Raw genomic sequence first — 15505 nt, forward strand, 5'->3', positions numbered from 1 at the left:
GGTTTCTCATTCTCATCCGTCCTATCTAATGCAGCCCTCTCAGGTTGAGCCGTGACTCGACCCCACTATTCCCAGCAGAACGACCGATGGCCCGACAACCGAAAAAATCCAAGTCCAAACTGTGGTTCCTGGTGCACAGCTGGCTGGCCCTGCCGATCTGGTTCTTCGTCCTGATCGTCTGTTTCACCGGCATGCTCGCGGTGGTCAGCCAGGAGATCGTCTGGCTCGCCAACCCCGATGTGCGCGCCAGCAAGCCCGACGACACAGCCCAGCGCCTGAGCTTCCAGCAGGTGCTCGACGCCCTGCACAAGGCCGAGCCGGACATGGCCGTGCGCTTTCTCAACCAGCCCGACGGCTCGCACTTCGCCCTCAACGCCGGGGTAACCTTCCCCGACGGCAGCTCGCCGACGCTGTACGTCAACCCCTATACCGGCGCCATCCAGGGCAAGAGCCCGGACTTCAACTTCGAGGCCTTCACCCGCGCCCTGCACGGCTGGTGGCTGGTGCCTTTCACCAACGGCTACAGCTGGGGCTGGTACCTGGTCTCGCTGCTGGGCCTGCCGATGCTGGCGTCGCTGGTGACCGGGCTGGTGGTGTACAAGAAGTTCTGGAAGGGCTTCTTCAAGCTGCCCCGGCGCAGCCACGGCCCACGCATCTTCTGGGGTGACCTGCACCGCCTGGTGGGCGTGTGGTCGATCTGGTTCGTCGCCACCATCTCGATCACCGGCACCTGGTTCCTGATCCAGGCGGTGCTGAAGGACAACCACATCAGCTTCACCACCGAGCCCGTGGTGCCGGTCATCGCTCGCGAACAGGTACCGCTCAGCGCGGACGGCTCGCCGGCCCCGCGCATCGACCTGGACGAGGCCACGCGCATCGCCCAGGGCAACATTCCAGGCCTCGAGGTGAGCTTCATCTCGGTGCCGGCCACCGCCTACAGCCATGTCAGCCTGGGTGGGCGCAGCTGGTACCCGCTGATGATCCAGACCGCCGCGGTCAACCCCTACACCCGCGCCGTCGACAGCCAGTTCCTGCTCGGCGACCGTTCGGCCCTGGAGTTCGTCACCGAATCCATGCGCCCGCTGCACACCGGCGACTTCGGCGGCCTGCCGATCAAGCTGATCTGGGCGTTCTTCGGTTTGCTGCTGTCGCTGATGGTGTTCAGCGGCCTGCTGATCTGGACCAAGCGCACCGCCCAGGCCACCGCGGCGGCGCTCAAGCGTGAGGAGCGCCCGCGCCAGGCGCAGGCGGCCAGCGTATTGGAGGCCAAGCCATGAACCAGGCCCATGCAGCACACCACGGCCCGCTCAAGCGCTGCTGGCTGAAGTGGCGCTTCCACCTGAACATCCTGCTGCTGCTCATCCCCCTGGGCTTCATGCCCAAGTACTTTGCCGACGCCAGGCTGATCCGCGGCGACAGCGGCCTGGGCGCGAACCAAGTCGATGCCATCCAGGTCGGCCCCTACAGCCTGGACCTGGCCGAGCTGCGCGACGAGGCCCCGCGCGCCGATGGCCCGGCCGGCTATTTCAAGGTGTTCAACGCGGCCTTGTGCAAGGCCTGCATCGGCCCGGTCAAGGCCGTCTACCTGCGCATCGGCAAGCCGCGCAGCCTGCGCGCCGCCGGCACGCTGTTCTTCGGCGCGCCGTACCGCATGGGCACCTCGCTGCCGATTCCGCCGCGCACCCCGGCCGACGCGCAGATCTGGATCACCATCGAAGGCTGGGACGGCAGCATGCACCAGGGTTCGGTGGCCCTGGCCAAGGCATCGCCGGCCACCGCGGCCTGGCTCGAGAAACAAGGAGGCAAACCATGAAACACCTGATGCGCCGGCTCGCCCTGGCGCTGCTGCTGGGCACCACCCTGCCGGCCCTGGCGCACAACCCGATGTGCGAATGCACCGAAACCGGCGAACAGATCACCTGCAAGGGTGGTTTCTCCGATGGCAGCGGCGCGCCTGGGGTGACCCTGGACGTGATCGGCTACGACGAGCAGGTGCTGGTGGCCAGCAAGTTGGGCGACGATTCCACCTTGACCTTCAAGCGCCCCGACGGCGAGTTCTACGTGCTGTTCGACGCCGGCCCCGGCCATGTGGTGGAAGTCGACCACGCCGACATCGGTGCGCCATGAGCCGCGCCCAGGTGGTGCGCCCGGCCGGCGCCGGGCATGAAACCTTGTATGTACTGCTGGCTGCCGCGCTGATCCTGATCGTCGCCGCCACCGTGGTGACGCTGCGGGGTGAGCGCGAGGACGAAGTGGCCATCGCCGCCCACCAGCTCGACGCCCGGCGCGACCTCAACGCCGCCGAACAGGGCATCCACACCGACCTGTGGGTGGCCGTCGAGGAGATCCGCCTGTTAAGCGAGGAAACCGGTGCCGCGCCCGCCATCGAGGCGTTGGCCGAGCAAGGCCTGCCGCCCTTCGTCGTCGACGCCAGCCAGCAGCGCCGTGGCCAGCACCAGTGGTCGAAGCTCGACAGCGGCGCCTACCTCGGCCGCAGCCAGGCCCCGCAGGTGGCCGGCAGTTTCCTGCTGATCCCGGCGCAGGCCGAAGGCACCCAGCCCGATATCTGGCTGCGCCGCGACAGCAGTGCGCTGGCCCCCGACGACCTGGGCCGCGACGCCCTGATCGCCGCGGGCTGGCAGCAGGTCATCACCCACTACGACGCCGGGGTCACCCGCCAACACCGTCACTGAACCGAAGGACTCGCCCATGCTCCGCTCCGCCCTCCGCGCCCTGGCGCTGCTAGCTTGCGCCCTGCCGGCCCTGGCTCTTGCCGACAGCGGCAAGCCCCTGCGCATCGGCATCACCCTGCACCCCTACTACAGCTACGTGAGCAATATCGTCGGCGACAAGGCCCAGGTGGTGCCGCTGATCCCGGCCGGCTTCAACCCCCACGCCTACGAGCCGCGCGCCGAGGACATCAAGCGCATCGGCAGCCTGGATGTGATCGTGCTCAACGGCGTCGGCCACGACGACTTCGCCGACCGCATGATCGCCGCCAGCGAAAAGCCCGACATCAAGACCATCGAGGCCAACGCCAACGTGCCGCTGCTGGCCGCCACCGGCATCGCCGCCCGTGGCGCCGGCAAGGTGGTCAACCCGCACACCTTCCTGTCGATCAGCGCCACCATCGCCCAGGTCAACAACATCGCCCGCGAGCTGGGCAAGCTTGACCCGGACAACGCCAAGTTCTACACCCAGAACGCCCGCGCCTACGCCAAGCGCCTGCGCGCCCTGCGTGCCGAGGCCCTGGCCAAGGTCACCCAGGCGCCGGACGCGACCTTGCGCGTCGCCACCATCCACGCCGCCTACGACTACCTGGTGCGCGACTTCGGCCTGGAGGTCACCGCGGTGGTGGAGCCGGCCCACGGCATCGAACCCAGCCCGGCGCAGTTGAAGAAGACCATCGACCAGCTCAAGGCGCTGGATGTGAAGGTGATCTTCTCGGAGATGGACTTCCCGTCCGCCTACGTCGACACCATCCACCGTGAATCCGGCGTGCGCATCTACCCCCTCACACACATCTCCTACGGCGACTACACCAAGGAGAAGTACGAGGTGGAGATGAAGCGCAACCTCGACACCGTGGTCCAGGCCATCCAGGAGAACCGCGCGTGACCGCCGCCGCCAACCTCACGGCCGCCAGCGGGCCGCGCATCGACTTCGCCGGCATCGACCTCACCCTCGGCCGCACGCGCATCCTCGACCAGGTGCGTTTCAGCGTCGCCCCCGGCAGCGTGCACGCCATCGTCGGCCCCAACGGCGGTGGCAAGAGTTCGTTGATCAAGACCCTGCTCGGGCAGATGCCGCACCAGGGCCAGCTGACCCTGCACTGGCCAGGCGAGCGCGAGGTGATCGGCTACGTGCCCCAGGCCCTGGAGTTCGACCGTGGCCTGCCGATGACCGTCGACGACTTCATGGCCGCCATGTGCCAGCGGCGCCCGGCGTTCCTCGGCCTGGCCCGGCACGTGCGCCCCTCCATCGACGCGGCCCTGGCGCGGGTGGGCATGCTCGACAAGCGCAAGCGGCGCATGGGCGCCCTGTCCGGCGGCGAGCGCCAGCGGGTGTTGCTGGCCCAGGGGCTGATCCCCGAGCCGCAGCTGCTGGTGCTGGACGAACCGATGTCGGCCCTCGACGAGGCCGGCATCCAGGTGTTCGAGCAGTTGCTAAACGGCTGGCGCCAGGCCGGCACCACCGTGCTGTGGATCGAGCACGACCTGGCAGCGGTGCTGCGCCTGGCCGACCGGGTCACCGGGCTGAACCGCCAGGTGCTGTTCGACGCCCCACCGGCCCAGGCCCTCACGCCCGCGCGCCTGCTCGGGCTGTTCTCCGTCCACCCGCGCAGCGAGGGCTTGGCCCGATGAGTTTCGATACCTTCCGCGAAACGGTCCAGGCGTGGGCCACGGCGGGCTACCTGCCGGAGGCGCTGGCCTACGGTTTCGTGGTCAACGCCCTGCTCGCCGGCCTGATGATCGGCCCGGTGCTCGGCGGCCTGGGCACCCTGGTGGTGGTCAAGCGCTTCGCCTTCTTCTCCGAGGCGGTGGGCCATGCCGCGCTCACCGGCGTGGCCATCGGTATCCTGCTGGGCGAGCCCTACACCGGCCCATATGGCAGCCTGTTCGGCTACTGCCTGCTGTTCGGCATCCTGCTCAACTTCCTGCGCAACCGCACCGGGCTGTCGCCGGACACGCTGATCGGCGTGTTCCTCTCGGTGTCCCTGGCGCTGGGCGCGAGCCTGCTGCTGATGCTGGCCGGCAAGATCAACGTGCACATCCTCGAGAACGTGCTGTTCGGCTCGGTGCTCACCGTCAGCGGCCACGACCTGCTGGTGCTGGGCATCGTCGCGGTACTGGTGCTGGCCCTGGCCCTGCCGCTGTACAACCGCATCATGCTGGCCAGCTTCAACCCGCAGCTGGCGGCGGCGCGCGGGGTGGCGGTGAAGACCCTGGACTACCTGTTCGTGGTGCTGGTGACCCTGGTGACCGTGGCCTCGGTGAAGGTGATCGGGGCGATCCTGGTCGGCGCCCTGCTGGTGATCCCGGCCGCCGCGGCGCGGCTGGTGAGCCAGTCACTGAAGGGGTTCTTCTTCGTCTCGGTGGTCATTGCCACCCTGAGCACCCTGCTGGGCATCCTGCTGCCGATCGTCTTCGACCTGCCGGTGCCCTCGGGCGCGGCGATCATCCTGGTCGCCGGTAGCTGCTTCGCCCTCGCCGCCCTGGCCCGCGCTCTCGTCCCTCGCCTGCAAGGAAACCCGGCATGACCCTCAAGCACCTGACCCTGGCCGCCCTCCTGGCCGGCCTGCCCACCCTGTCCAGCGCCACCCAGGTGCTGACCACCCTGCCGGTAACCCACAGCCTGGCGCAGAACCTGCTTGACGGCACCGCGATCAAACTTGAGCGCGCCGCGCCGGCCAACCTGCCTGCCAGTCGCCAGCCGGCGTACTTCAGCGGCCGTGGCGGTGCCAGCCTGCACAAGGCTGCGCAACAGGCCGACGCGGTGATCGGCGTGCGCTCGATCTGGCGCGACGACCCGCTCTACCCCATGGCCCGGCGCAGCAATATCCGCATCGTCGAGATCGATGCGGCGCGGCCGGTGGACGGCGCCTTACCCGGCATCGCGGTCAAGGGTGAGGAGGCCTTCGCCGCCTACCCCTGGCTCAACCCGACCAACCTCGGGCGCATGGCCGACGTGGTAGCCAATGACCTGGAGCGCCTGGCACCCGCCGACAAGGCGAAGATCCAGGCCAACCTGGCCGGCCTCAAGCGCCAGATGCTGGAACTGACCGCCAACAGCCAGGCGCGCCTGGCCGAGGTGGACAACCTCAGCGTGGTCAGCCTCTCCGAGCGGCTGGGCTACCTGGCCAGTGGTTTGAACCTCGATGTGGTCGAGCAACCGTTGCCGGCCGATGACCGTTGGGACGCTGCGGCGCTCAAGGCGTTGGGTGACAACCTCAAGGCCCAGGATGTGGCATTGGTGCTGCACCACCGCCAGCCGGACGCCAAGGTGGCCGAGGCGATCCACGCGGCCGGGGTGAAGCTGGTGGTGGTCGAGAGCGATGCGGAAGATACCGTGGCGGGGCTCAAGGCCAGTGTCGAACAGGTGATCCAGGCGCTGGTGCAGGGCTGAGGGTCAAGCCTTTTTGAAGCGCTGCCGGTAGTGCCGCATCGCGGATGAATCCGCTCCTACCCGAGACAAACCTGTAGGAGCGGATTCATCCGCGATACGCCGCATGGGCGGCGCTCGATTTCACAAACACCGCATCCCTCCCGGCAAACACCTTGAATGGCCCCCCTCAACGCCGGCTCACCGCCAACCGCAAGGCAAACAACACGAACACCGCCCCGGTCACCCGATCCATCCACTTCACCACCCGCCCTTGCCGCAGCACCGCCGCCAACGGCTGGGTCGCGGCGATCAGCGCCACCGCCCAGAACAACCCGAGCAGCACATGGATGCCGACCAGGCCAAAGGTCCACGGCACCAGCGCCTGCCCCTGGGGGATGAACTGCGGCAGGAACGACACGTAGAAGATCCCCACTTTGGGATTGAGCAGGTTGCCCAGCAGGCCCTTGACGAACCAGTTGGCACCCGGCTTGCCCTGGGCATCGGCGCTGGCCACCGACTGGCGCGGGCGCAGCAGCATGTTCAGGCCCAGGTACGCCAGGTAGGCGGCGCCGCAGTACTTGAGCACGTCATAGGCCAGCGTCGATACCGCGATCAGCGCACCCAGCCCGAAGGCCACCGCCGCGCCCCACAGCAGGCAGCCGGCATTGATGCCCAGCGCCGCGCGCATGGCCTGCTGGCGGTTCTCCACGGCGGCGGTGCGCAGGATCAGCGCGGTGTCCAGGCCTGGGGTGAGGGTGAGCAGGGTCGCGGCCAGGGTGAAGGCGATCAGGTTGTCGGCGAAGGGCATTGTGGGGTGGCCTCGGCTGGGGGATGGTGAACGTTAGCAGGTTCGCCGGGGGAGTTGCAGCGTCTATCAGATCGAGCGCCGCCCGCGCGGCGCATCGCGACGCAAGGCCGCTCCCACATCTGTTTCGGGCGATGTACTCCAGTGACAGAGGCGGTGTTCGCCTGTAGGAGCGGATTCATCCGCGATGCGCCGCGCGGGCGGCGCTCGATCTCAAAGGCGCTATAAATGCCCAGCGAACACCTGGCCACAACGGGCAATCCGCTCACGCAACCAGCGGTGCCCCGGATCACGATGCACCCGCTCCGGCCACAGCATCAGCATCTCGAACCCCGCCACCGCCAGCGGCGCCTCGACCACCTTGAGCCGGGCATCACCGGCCACCAGGCGCTCAGGCACCATCGCCACCAGATCGCTGCCCGCCAGTACCGAAGCCAACAGCATGAAGTGTGGTACCGACAGCACCACCTTGCGCGCCAGCCCCTGCTCGGCCAGCGCCGCATCGGTCGGCCCGGCGAAACCACCGCCATCGGGCGAGACGATCACCTGTTCCAACGCGCAGAACTGCGCCAGGCTCGGCCGGCGCTTCAAACGCGGGTGATCGACACGCCCGGCCAACACGTAGCGCTCATGGAACAGCGAACGCTGGCGCAACCCGGCCGGTGCCTGCTCGGCGATATGAAAGGCCAGGTCGATCTCGCCCTGCTCGGCCTGGCGCAACAGCGTGTTGGGCACCAGGTCGAGCACCGCCAGGCGCGTGCCCGGCGCTTCGCTGCGCAAGGTGGCCAACACAGGTTGCAGCAAGGTCGAGGCACTGTAGTCGGTGGCGGCCACGCGCCAGGTCTGGCGGGCCTGGGCCGGGTCGAACGGCGTGGCCGGGGCGATGGCCAGGTGCAGCGCCTCCAGCGCCTGGCGCAACGGCGCGCGCAGGGCTTCGGCGCGGGCGGTGGGCCGCATGCCACGGGGGCCGGGCAGCAGCAAGGGATCATCGAGCAGCTCACGCAGGCGCGCCAGTTGCACGCTCACCGTCGGCTGCGCCAGGTGCAGGCGCTCGGCGGCGCGGGTCACATTGTGTTCGGTGAGCAAGGCGTCGAGGGTGACCAGCAAGTTGAGGTCTAGGCGCCGCAAGGCATTATGCATGGCAATACCTGACATATTGGACATTCATTTCAACTATACCTCGATACAACCCATGATGCGGCCATCCCTCTTCACCGGAGCCCACCATGAACGTGCTGATCGTCTACGCCCACCCCGAACCCCGCTCGCTCAACGGCGCGCTCAAGGACCACGCGGTGCGCTACCTGCAACGCCAGGGCCACAGCGTCCAGGTCTCCGACCTGCACGCCATGGGCTTCAAGGCCGTGCTCGACGCCGGCGACAACACCGCCTTGCCGCCGGGTGAGGCGTTCCAGCCTTCGGAGCATTCGCGCCAGGCCTTCGCCAATGGCACGCAGAGCGCCGATATCACCCTCGAACAGGAAAAACTGCGCTGGGCCGACGCGCTGATCCTGCAGTTCCCGCTGTGGTGGTTCGGCCTGCCGGCGATCCTCAAGGGCTGGGTCGAGCGGGTGTACGCCTACGGGTTCGCCTATGGCGTGGGCGAGCACTCCGACCAGCACTGGGGCGACCGCTACGGCGAGGGCAGCTTCGCCGGCAAGCGTGCCATGCTGATGGTCACCACCGGCGGCTGGGCCTCGCACTATGCGCCAAGAGGCATCAATGGCCCGCTGGACGACATCCTCTTCCCCATCCAGCACGGCATCCTGTTCTACCCCGGTTTCGAGGTGCTGCCACCCTTCGTCATCCACCGCGCCGGCCGCGTCGACGCCACGGCCTTCGCCGCCGCGTGCACGGCACTGGAGCAGCGCCTGGACGGCTTGTGGCACGACGCCCCGATCCCCTTCCGCCGGCAGAACGGCGGCGACTACCTGATCCCGGCGCTGACCCTGCGCGAAGACCTCGCCCCCGGCGAGCAAGGGCTCGGTATCCACCTGCAAAGCTGATAGCCTTGGGCGGTCCCTGCCGCTTCGGACCGCCCATGGCCAACCACAAGATCGAGATCCGCCGCCGCAACATCGAGAAGATCCTGCTCGCCGCCGAGCAGGTGTTCGCCGAGAAAGGCTATGGCGGCACGTCCATGGGCGATATCGCCGAACTGGCGCAACTGCCGCGCTCCAACCTGCATTACTACTTCAGCACCAAGGACGAGTTGTACCGCGCGGTGCTGCAGGACCTGCTGGACGTGTGGAAACAGGACGCGCTGTGCTTCGAGCGCTTCGACGACCCACGCGTGGTGCTGACCAGCTACATCCGCGCCAAGATGGGCCACTCGCGCTCGCGGCCACTGGGCTCGAAGATCTGGGCCGAGGAGATGCTGCACGGCGCCCCGCTGCTGGGGGCGGGCCTGGACGATTCGCTGGTGCCCTGGGCCAAGCTCAAGGAGGCGAAGATCCGTGCCTGGGTGCAAGACCGGCGCATCCTGCCGATCGAGCCTTCGGCGTTGCTCTACATGATCTGGGCCTCGACCCAGCACTACGCCGACTTCGGCTACCAGGTAACGCTGCTCAACGGCGGCGAGCCATTGTCGGACGTGGCGTTCGAAAGCGCGGTGCAGACGGTGACCGGTGTCATCCTGCGCGGGATCGGCCTGGAGCCCTGAAGCGCCCGCTCAGCGGCCCAGGTGCTCGCAGAGAAAATCGATGAACACCCGCGTGCGCTGCGGCACATGGCTGCCGTTCGGGTACACCGCGCTGATCGGCTGCCTCGGCAGGCTGTAGTCGGGCAGCACCCGCTGCAAGCTGCCAGTGGCCAGGTCCTGCTCGATCAACCAGGCCGGCAGCACGGCGACGCCCAGTGAGGCCAGGGCCATCGCCCGTACGCCCTGCGCGGCATTGGACTGATAGGCCGCGACACCACCCACACTCACGTTTGTGCCGTCGAACGACTGCAGCGTCCAGCGCGTCGGGTTGTGCAGATTGCTGTTGGCGATCCAGGGCACGCCCGCCAGGTCATCGGGTTTGCCGAGCGCGTGCCGGCCGAGAAAGTCCGGCGAGGCGACCAGCACGATGGCGTAGTCACCCAGCGTGCGACTGCGCAGGTTCGAGTCCGGCAATGTACCGAGGCGCACCACCAGGTCGAGCCGTTCGGCGATCAGGTCACTGAGGGAAGAGTCGGTTTCATAGCTGAGCGACAGCGCCGGGTAACGCGCGGCGAACGCCGGCAACAGCGGCAGGATGAAGCGCTCGCCATATTCGGCGGTGGTGCTGATGCGCAGGCGCCCCGCCACGCCGTTGTGCCGCTGCATGACGTTGTCGAAGGCGCTTTCGACATCGCTGACGATCACCTTGAAGTCGTCGTAGAACGCCTGGCCGGATTCGGTCAGGGCGATGGCACGGGTGCTGCGCAGCAGCAGGGTCACCGCCAGCGCTTCCTCCAATGCCTTGATGTGCTGGCTGACCATGGCCTTGCTGATGCCCAGGGTGTCGGCGGCCTTGGTGAACGAGCCGGCATCGACCACGGCGAGGAATGTCTGCACCCGGTTGAGCTGGGTGTGAAGGGCCGTGCGCGGCATTGTTCAGTTCCATCAAACAGAGTTTCAAGGGTAGCGACATCGACAGGGAGCGTCCATGCCACCTAGGCTGCGCGCCGAACAAGGAGTGCCGATGACCTACCGATACCGCGTGGCGACCGTTTTCTTGATGGGGTTCTTCATCGACTGCATCAACATGTTCATGCCAGCCGTAGCCCTGCCACGGATCACGGCTGAATTCGCCATCGCCAGCGCCAACAGTGCCTGGGTGGGCAACGCCTACATCCTTGGTCTGACACTGGTGATGCCGGTCAGCACATGGCTGGCGAGCCGCTGGGGTGCGCGGCGCTTGTTGGCGCTGTCGATGCTGGCGTTCGCCGTGGCCGCCTGGGGCTGTGGCCAGGCCGACTCGTTCCCGGCGTTGGTCGCCTGGCGCTTCGCCCAGGGTCTGGCGGGCGGCCTGTTGATCCCCGTGGGCCAGGCACTGACCTTCAACCTGTTCCAGGGCCCGCAGCGCGCCCGCGTTTCGACGCTGGTGATGGCGGTGGCGCTGATCGCCCCTGCGCTGTCGCCTACCTTGGGTGGGCTGATCGTCGATGGCGGCACCTGGCCCTGGGTATTCCAGGCGAATATCCCCCTCGCGCTGCTGACGGCCGGGCTGGCCTGGTGGTGGGTTCGCGAAGCGCCCGGCACAGCAGTGCCACGCCCGGACTTCAAAGGGCTGCTGCTGGTCAGTGGCGCCCTCGCCTGCCTGCTGCTGGGCCTGTCGCTGTACGGTGCCGGCCATCCGGCCTGGGTGGCGCTGGCATGCCTGGCGGCGGGATTGTCGTGCGCGTTGTTGTACCAGCGCCACTACCCGCGTTCGCGGCACGGCATCGTCGAACTGAAGCTGCTGGCCAATGCACGGTTGCAGGTATCGATGCTGGTCTACCACGCGATCCCGGGCGTGTTCACCGGGGTGAACCTGCTGAACATCTTCTATTTGCAGCAAGTGTTGAGCCTGAGTGCCCGGGCCACCGGGATGTTCATGATCGTCTATGCCGTTGGCGCCTTCGCCGCCATGCTGCTGGTCGGTCGGGCCTACAACCAGGTGGGGGCGCGGCGATTGTTGCGGCTTGGGATGCTCCTGCACAGCCTGGGTATCACCCTGCTGGTGCTGGTCGACAGCAATACCGACACCCCAATGCTGATCGCGGCCTATGGCCTGATGGGCATCGGCGGCGGCCTTGGCGCCAACGCCGCGCAGGCCACCGCGCTGCTCGATTTCACCGGCGCGCAGACCCATCAGGCCAGCGTGCTGTGGAATCTCAACCGGCAGATGGCGTTCAGCCTCGGCGCGGCACTGTTGCTGATGATCTACAACCTGCTGCCGCCAGCAAATGCCTATCACCTGACGTTCGCCCTGGCGGCGCTGCTCGGGCTGCTGCCCCTCACACGACTACGCACACTACCCCAGGAGCACATCCGCGATGCCCGATAACACTCTTGCCCGCGCAGAGCACAGCATTCATCACGTCCACGAACTGATCCAGGAGGTCTTCACCCGCCCGCTCACCGAGACCCAGGCAACGCTCATGGAACTGATGGCGGTATTTGCCGATGACTTCAGCATGGTCGGCACGGCGGGCAGCATGTTTGATCGCCAGCAGGTGGAGCAGTTGTTCCACCGCGCGGCCGGTGCCCGGCCGGGGCTTGAGATCGTCGTCGACGAGGTGCGGGTGGTATGGCAGGCGGGGAAAAATGTGGCCGTGCGCTACAAGGAGACGCATCGTTTGCAGGGGGTGGGGCAGGCCCGCTGGTCATTGGCGATCATCGAATGCAGCGATCAAGCCGTGACATGGCACTGCCTGCACGAAACAGCAATACCACTGTGACCTGGCTGCTCCTGCAGGAGCCGGCTTTGCCGGCGAACACCGGCAAAGCCGGTGCCAGGCACTGCGCAGACATCGCCATGAAGGTCAATCTCGAATCGTGTCGGCCAGCTGAAGGTACAGCCACATGGCCGCGTCCTTGGGTGTTCCTTTCAGCTCCCCCCAGCCGCGCCGCAGGATGTCTTCCTCATTACTGTTGCGACCTGCCAGCGCACGGCCACGCACCCCAGCACCATCGTAATCGCCGTACGTTGCCTGCCTGTGAAGCTTCCAGAGCAATAGCCGAGTCTCCAGCGGTGGGCTGGTGCGCAGTTGCTTCAGCCTGCGCGCGGTTTCCAGGAATCTTGCCTCCAGATCGTCGCGCATCATGACGTTCCTCGCCTATCACCGATTACCGAGGGCGCGCGTCACTTGCAAGGTTGGTGAGATCGGAACCACCAGATACCCGAATATGAAAAGACGACGCCCCACGCAGGCAGACTGCTTGCATTGCCGTGGAGCGTCTACTGACAGAATTGCCAGGTAGCGATCACCACCCCGCCCTACTCAACCCACCTCGCGATAGGGATTGCGCGGATCCTGGGTCCAGTTCAGGTACGGCTTGCCGGTGTCCTGCGCGACCATCTCGATGCAGCTTTCCACCGGGCAGGTGATCTGGCACAGGTTGCAACCCACGCATTCCTCCTCGATCACGCTGTAGACGTGAGTGCCGTCATCCTTGAGGGTACTGGCGATAGCCTGGTGCGAAGTATCCTCGCAGGCAATGTGGCAACGCCCGCAACCGATGCACGCCGCTTGGTCGATCTGCGCCACCGACTTGTAGTTCATGTCCAAGTACTTCCAGTCGGTAGTATGGCCCACGGCCTGCCCGCGGAAGGCGTCGAGGTTGGCGTGCCCGTGCTGGTCCATCCAGCGCGCCAGGCCGTCCTTCATGTCGTCGACGATACGAAAGCCATGCAGCATTGCCGCCGTGCACACCTGCACCGCGCCGCTGCCCAGGGCAATGAACTCCGCGGCGTCGCGCCAGGTGCCGATACCACCGATGCCACAGATGGGCAGGCCACGAGTTGCGGGGTCGCGGGCGATCTCGGCGACCATGTTCAGGGCGATGGGCTTGACCGCCGAGCCGCAGTAGCCGCCGTGGGTGCTCTGGTCGCCGACGATGGGGTGGGCGACCATGCGGTCCAGGTCGACACTGGTGATCGAGTTGATGGTGTTGATCAGCGACACCGCGTCGGCCCCGCCACGATGGGCGGCGCGCGCCGACTGGCGGATGTCGGTGATGTTGGGGGTGAGCTTGACGATCACCGGCAGCGAACAGTGGGTCTTGCACCAGCGGGTGACCATCTCCACGTACTCCGGCACCTGGCCCACCGCAGCGCCCATGCCGCGCTCGGGCATGCCGTGGGGGCAGCCGAAGTTGAGCTCGATGCCGTCGGCGCCGGTGGCCTCCACCAGCGGCAGGATGAACTTCCACGATTCCTCCACGCACGGCACCATCAGCGACACGACCAACGCGCGGTCGGGCCAGTCCCTCTTCACCTGGGTGATCTCGCGCAGGTTGATCTCCAGCGAACGGTCGGTGATCAGCTCGATGTTGTTGATGCCCTGCACTTGGCGGTTGGCGCCGAAGTGCGCCGAGTAGCGCGACGACACATTGACCGCCGCCGGGTCCTCGCCCAGGGTCTTCCACACCACCCCGCCCCACCCGGCCTCGAAGGCGCGGACCACGTTGTAGGCCTTGTCGGTGGGCGGCGCGGAGGCCAGCCAGAACGGATTGGGCGCCTTGATGCCGGCAAACACGATGGACAAGTCGGCCATTTACGCAGCCTCCACGTTGAGCATGAGTTGGGCATGGATGGCTTCGGCGGCCAGCTTGCCATGTTGCACGGCCTGGACGGTGAGGTCCTGGCCCAGGGCGGTGCAGTCGCCACCGGCGTAGATGCCCGGCAGGCTGGTGCGCATCTGTTCATCGACGCGGATGCGCTCGCCGTCGCGGGCCAGTTGCGCGGCCAGCGGGTCGCCGAGGCTTGCGTCGTCGAAGCGCTGGCCGATGGCCTTGAAGATCGCGTCGGCGGCCAGTTCGAAGGTTTCGCCGGTATCTTTCAGGCGGCCATCGACCAGTTGTGTGCGCACGAAGCGCATGCCGCGCACGCGGCCCTGATCATCTAGCAACACGGTCTCGGGGCGCGCCCAGGTGTGCAGGCGCACCTGGTTCTGCTTGGCGATTTCCTGCTCGTGGCCGGTGGCGCCCATGTCGGCCTCGCCACGGCGGTACACCAGGTTGACGTCGCGGGCGCCCAGGCGGCTCATCTGCACGGCCATGTCGATGGCGGTGTTGCCGGCACCGATCACCAGGCAGCGGTCGGCCAATGGCAGCTGGCTGAGGTCGTCGGCCTGGCGCAGTTCGCGGATGTATTCGGTGGCGGCCAGCAGGCCGGGGGCCTCCTCGTCCGGCAGCCCCAATTGCCGCACCGCGCTCAGGCCAAGGCCGAGGAACACGGCGTCATACTGGCCGTGCAGCTCGCCCAGCGCGAGGTTTTCGCCCAGGCGCTGGCCGTGGCGGATCTCGATGCCGCCGATGCCCAGCAGGAACTCGACTTCGCGCTGGGCGTAGTCGTCCACCAGCTTGTAGCGGGCGATACCGTATTCGTTGAGGCCACCGGCCTTGTCCCGCGCCTCGAACACCACCACGTCATGGCCATGCATGGCCAGGCGGTGGGCACAGGACAGCCCGGCAGGCCCGGCGCCGACCACAGCGATGCGCTTGCCGGTGGCCGGGGCACGCTTGAAGGGGTGTTCGCTGAACTGGGCGTTGTCCAGGGCGTAGCGTTGCAGCTGGCCGATCAGTACCGGCGCGCACTCCTGGGCATTGTTGCGCACGCAGGCCTGCTGGCAGAGGATCTCGGTCGGGCACACCCGGGCGCAACTGCCACCGAGGATGTTGGCCGAGAGGATGCGCTCGGCGGCGCCTTGCAGGTTTTCGTCGCTGATGCGGTGGATGAACGAGGGGATGTCGATATCGCTGGGGCAGGCGTTGACGCAGGGCGCGTCGTAGCAGTACAGGCAGCGGGCGCTTTCGAGGGCGGCCTGGCGGGCGGTGAGCGGGGGCGCGAGGTCGGTGAAGCGCTCGGCCAGCTGGTCGGCGCCGGCCCGGGGGCGCGGCAAGTGGTTCAGGGCGTCGATCACGGT

General features: G+C 67.2%; 18 protein-coding genes. 12 read left to right on the top strand and 6 right to left on the bottom strand.

Annotation, left to right across the window (positions count from 1 at the left end; translation table 11 throughout):
- Nucleotides 1-86: 86 nt before the first annotated feature.
- From JYG34_RS15465 to JYG34_RS15500, 8 genes are read left to right on the top strand one after another with little or no spacing between them, the layout of a single operon-like run.
- Complete coding sequence (locus JYG34_RS15465) at nucleotides 87-1277, top strand: PepSY-associated TM helix domain-containing protein (RefSeq protein ID WP_213657276.1); 1191 nt, start codon at nucleotides 87-89, stop codon at nucleotides 1275-1277.
- On the top strand, nucleotides 1274-1813 hold the full coding sequence (locus JYG34_RS15470) for a thiamine pyrophosphate-binding protein (RefSeq protein ID WP_213657277.1): 540 nt from the start codon (nucleotides 1274-1276) through the stop codon (nucleotides 1811-1813). Before JYG34_RS15465 ends, JYG34_RS15470 begins: the two co-directional genes overlap by 4 nt.
- Complete coding sequence (locus JYG34_RS15475) at nucleotides 1810-2127, top strand: hypothetical protein (RefSeq protein WP_213657278.1); 318 nt, start codon at nucleotides 1810-1812, stop codon at nucleotides 2125-2127. Before JYG34_RS15470 ends, JYG34_RS15475 begins: the two co-directional genes overlap by 4 nt.
- On the top strand, nucleotides 2124-2693 hold the full coding sequence (locus JYG34_RS15480) for a DUF6162 family protein (protein WP_213657279.1): 570 nt from the start codon (nucleotides 2124-2126) through the stop codon (nucleotides 2691-2693). Before JYG34_RS15475 ends, JYG34_RS15480 begins: the two co-directional genes overlap by 4 nt.
- Before the next feature lie 16 nt (nucleotides 2694-2709).
- The gene (locus JYG34_RS15485) at nucleotides 2710-3618 is read left to right on the top strand and encodes a metal ABC transporter substrate-binding protein (protein WP_213657280.1); all 909 of its coding nucleotides are present in this window, start codon (nucleotides 2710-2712) and stop codon (nucleotides 3616-3618) included.
- Nucleotides 3615-4364: a metal ABC transporter ATP-binding protein gene (locus JYG34_RS15490; RefSeq protein ID WP_213657281.1), complete on the top strand. Its 750-nt coding sequence runs from the start codon at nucleotides 3615-3617 to the stop codon at nucleotides 4362-4364. Before JYG34_RS15485 ends, JYG34_RS15490 begins: the two co-directional genes overlap by 4 nt.
- Nucleotides 4361-5260, top strand: coding sequence for a metal ABC transporter permease (locus tag JYG34_RS15495; RefSeq protein WP_213657282.1), 900 nt, complete (start codon nucleotides 4361-4363; stop codon nucleotides 5258-5260). The genes JYG34_RS15490 and JYG34_RS15495 overlap by 4 nt, the downstream gene beginning before the upstream one ends.
- Nucleotides 5257-6126 (top strand): metal ABC transporter substrate-binding protein, encoded by an 870-nt coding sequence (locus JYG34_RS15500; protein ID WP_213657283.1) that lies wholly within the window; start codon nucleotides 5257-5259, stop codon nucleotides 6124-6126. Before JYG34_RS15495 ends, JYG34_RS15500 begins: the two co-directional genes overlap by 4 nt.
- Before the next feature lie 166 nt (nucleotides 6127-6292).
- On the opposite strand, the gene JYG34_RS15505 is transcribed toward JYG34_RS15500, so the two are convergent.
- Together JYG34_RS15505 and JYG34_RS15510 are read right to left on the bottom strand one after the other, a co-directional pair.
- Nucleotides 6293-6913, bottom strand: a complete 621-nt coding sequence (locus JYG34_RS15505) for a LysE family translocator (RefSeq protein WP_213657284.1) — start codon at nucleotides 6911-6913, stop codon at nucleotides 6293-6295.
- Nucleotides 6914-7132: 219 nt separating this feature from the next.
- Nucleotides 7133-8050 carry a LysR family transcriptional regulator gene (locus JYG34_RS15510; protein WP_213657285.1) on the bottom strand — a complete coding sequence of 306 codons (918 nt, stop codon included), beginning with the start codon at nucleotides 8048-8050 and terminating at the stop codon, nucleotides 7133-7135.
- An 86-nt stretch (nucleotides 8051-8136) separates the two neighbouring features.
- Here JYG34_RS15510 and JYG34_RS15515 point away from each other — a divergent pair, with 86 nt between their 5' ends.
- On the top strand, nucleotides 8137-8916 hold the full coding sequence (locus JYG34_RS15515) for an NAD(P)H-dependent oxidoreductase (RefSeq protein ID WP_213657286.1): 780 nt from the start codon (nucleotides 8137-8139) through the stop codon (nucleotides 8914-8916).
- A 35-nt stretch (nucleotides 8917-8951) separates the two neighbouring features.
- On the top strand, nucleotides 8952-9572 hold the full coding sequence (locus JYG34_RS15520) for a TetR/AcrR family transcriptional regulator (protein WP_213657287.1): 621 nt from the start codon (nucleotides 8952-8954) through the stop codon (nucleotides 9570-9572).
- A 9-nt stretch (nucleotides 9573-9581) separates the two neighbouring features.
- Here JYG34_RS15520 and JYG34_RS15525 read toward each other — a convergent pair whose 3' ends face one another.
- Nucleotides 9582-10484, bottom strand: a complete 903-nt coding sequence (locus tag JYG34_RS15525; protein ID WP_213657288.1) for a LysR family transcriptional regulator — start codon at nucleotides 10482-10484, stop codon at nucleotides 9582-9584.
- A gap of 91 nt (nucleotides 10485-10575) precedes the next feature.
- On the opposite strand from JYG34_RS15525, the gene JYG34_RS15530 reads away from it, so the two are divergent.
- Both JYG34_RS15530 and JYG34_RS15535 read left to right on the top strand, forming a co-directional pair.
- The gene (locus JYG34_RS15530; RefSeq protein WP_213657289.1) at nucleotides 10576-11922 is read left to right on the top strand and encodes an MFS transporter; all 1347 of its coding nucleotides are present in this window, start codon (nucleotides 10576-10578) and stop codon (nucleotides 11920-11922) included.
- Entirely contained in the window at nucleotides 11912-12316 is a 405-nt protein-coding gene (locus tag JYG34_RS15535; protein WP_213657290.1) for a DUF4440 domain-containing protein, read from the top strand. Before JYG34_RS15530 ends, JYG34_RS15535 begins: the two co-directional genes overlap by 11 nt.
- Nucleotides 12317-12400: 84 nt before the next feature.
- Here the strand turns inward: JYG34_RS15535 and JYG34_RS15540 are convergent, their stop codons facing one another.
- From JYG34_RS15540 to JYG34_RS15550, 3 genes are all read right to left on the bottom strand, one after another.
- Nucleotides 12401-12679 carry an acyl-CoA-binding domain-containing protein gene (locus JYG34_RS15540; RefSeq protein ID WP_213657291.1) on the bottom strand — a complete coding sequence of 93 codons (279 nt, stop codon included), beginning with the start codon at nucleotides 12677-12679 and terminating at the stop codon, nucleotides 12401-12403.
- 180 nt (nucleotides 12680-12859) lie between these two features.
- A complete protein-coding gene (preA, locus tag JYG34_RS15545) occupies nucleotides 12860-14134 on the bottom strand; it encodes an NAD-dependent dihydropyrimidine dehydrogenase subunit PreA (protein ID WP_213657292.1) in 1275 nt (424 codons plus the stop codon).
- Nucleotides 14135-15502 (bottom strand): NAD(P)-dependent oxidoreductase, encoded by a 1368-nt coding sequence (locus JYG34_RS15550; RefSeq protein WP_213657293.1) that lies wholly within the window; start codon nucleotides 15500-15502, stop codon nucleotides 14135-14137.
- Nucleotides 15503-15505 lie beyond the last annotated feature (3 nt).

The organism is Pseudomonas entomophila (genome assembly GCF_018417595.1).
Lineage (GTDB): Bacteria > Pseudomonadota > Gammaproteobacteria > Pseudomonadales > Pseudomonadaceae > Aquipseudomonas > Aquipseudomonas entomophila_C.